This is a genomic window from Hymenobacter agri, from assembly GCF_054778495.1.
The window spans coordinates 1-1494 of record NZ_BAAGZM010000830.1; the positions used below are offsets into that span (position 1 = coordinate 1).

The following is a 1494-nucleotide window of genomic DNA, read 5'->3' on the forward strand; positions in this document are numbered from 1 at the left end:
CGACGCCGACCGCGCCCACCTGCGCCTGCAGCTGGCCTTTGCCGCCCGCCGTGCCCGCCTGCTGCAGCGCACCATGTCGGTGCTGCACGTCACGCTGGGCGTGTTCATTGCCAGCATCTGCACCATCGGGCTGTTCGAGCTCACCAACAGCACGGCCACTTGGGTTATTGCCGTGCTCAGCGTGCTCGGAGCCACGCTGCTGCTCGGGGCCAGCGTGCTTCTGATTCAGGAATCGCGCCTCGCCGTGTCGGACGTGGCCGAGGAAACCGCCTACCTCACGCGGCAGGAGTAGCCCAGGCCTTGGCCGGGACAGGCACGCGCTACGGCTCCTACTTTTTCCGCTCCCAGGGCATGGGCACGCGGCTTTCGGTGCCGCTGCGCAGGCGGCCGATGTTGGCGCGGTGCGTGTAAATCAATAGCGCGGCCAGCAGGAAGCCCACGTACACCAGAAACGGCTGCGCCGGCCGGAACTGCGGCAGCAGCTGCAGCAGCGCGAAGGTGACGCCGGCCGTCATGCTGGCCAGGCTCACGAAGCGGAAGAGTAGCAGCATGATGATGAATACGAGGATGCACACGCCCACCGTGGCCGGGGCTACGCCCAACATCATGCCCAGAATGGTGGCCACGCCCTTACCGCCCCGAAACTGCGCAAACACCGGGTAAATGTGCCCCACCACGGCCAGCGCCCCACAGGCCAGGCGATAATACAGCTCGTGCTCGGGCGCGATTGCGCCCTGCGCCACCAGCCACTGCGGCAGAAAAAATGCCGCCACAAAGCCCTTCAGCGCATCGACGAACAGCACGAAGCTGCCCGCCTTCGGCCCCAGTACCCGAAAGGTGTTGGTGGCCCCGGCATTGCCCGAGCCGTGTTCGCGGATGTCGGCCAGGTTGAAGAAGCGCCGCCCTACCCACAGCGCCGTAGGAATGGAACCAAGCAGGTAAGCGGCCAGCAGCGCCAGCGCAATGTAGAGAATGGGCATGGGGGTAGTTGGTGGGATGGCGGATTGGTGAATTGGGGCAATAAAGAACGTCATACGGAGCGAAGGGCGCCCCGCCTGTCATCCTGAGCGCAGCGAAGGACCTTATCACGCCGGCAAAAATCGCTCTGACGTGATAAGGTCCTTTGCTGCGCTCAGGATGACGGACGGGGCGCTGCCAAACAAGCGGTTACGTTACCCTGAAACCTAGCTACTCGCTAGCTGTCGCCGAAGGGGTCGTTTTCGTTTTTCTTCTTCTGCTTCTCCTCGTCCTTCTTCTTTTTCTCCTCCTCCTTTTTCAGCCTCTCCTCCTCTTTTTTCTGCTTTTCGGCTTCTTTGGCTAAGCGGGCAGCTTCTTTTTTATCGGGTGCGTTGGGCACATCAACGGGCGCTTCCGGAGTGGGCGGCTCGTTGGCGGGCGCTTTTTCGGCGGCTTTCTGGCCCGTGGTGGGAGCTTTGCCGGCGGCCGCTTTGCCGGCGGCCGTGGTATCTGCCGGGGTGGCGGGCTTGGCTGCGG

Annotated in this window: 3 protein-coding genes; 1 reads left to right on the plus strand and 2 read right to left on the minus strand. The window is 63.6% G+C overall.

Translation table 11 applies throughout. The annotated features are described in order from the left end of the window. Positions 1-292 (plus strand): DUF2721 domain-containing protein (locus tag ACYVDE_RS22575; protein ID WP_460503787.1); only part of this gene is annotated, 292 nt, incomplete at its 5' end. Positions 293-329: 37 nt separating this feature from the next. Here ACYVDE_RS22575 and plsY read toward each other — a convergent pair. Together plsY and ACYVDE_RS22585 are read right to left on the minus strand one after the other, a co-directional pair. Further along, on the minus strand, positions 330-980 hold the full coding sequence (plsY, locus tag ACYVDE_RS22580) for a glycerol-3-phosphate acyltransferase (RefSeq protein WP_460503788.1): 651 nt from the start codon (positions 978-980) through the stop codon (positions 330-332). 215 nt (positions 981-1195) lie between these two features. Next, on the minus strand, positions 1196-1494 hold a 299-nt coding region (locus ACYVDE_RS22585; protein ID WP_460503789.1), incomplete at its 5' end, for a hypothetical protein.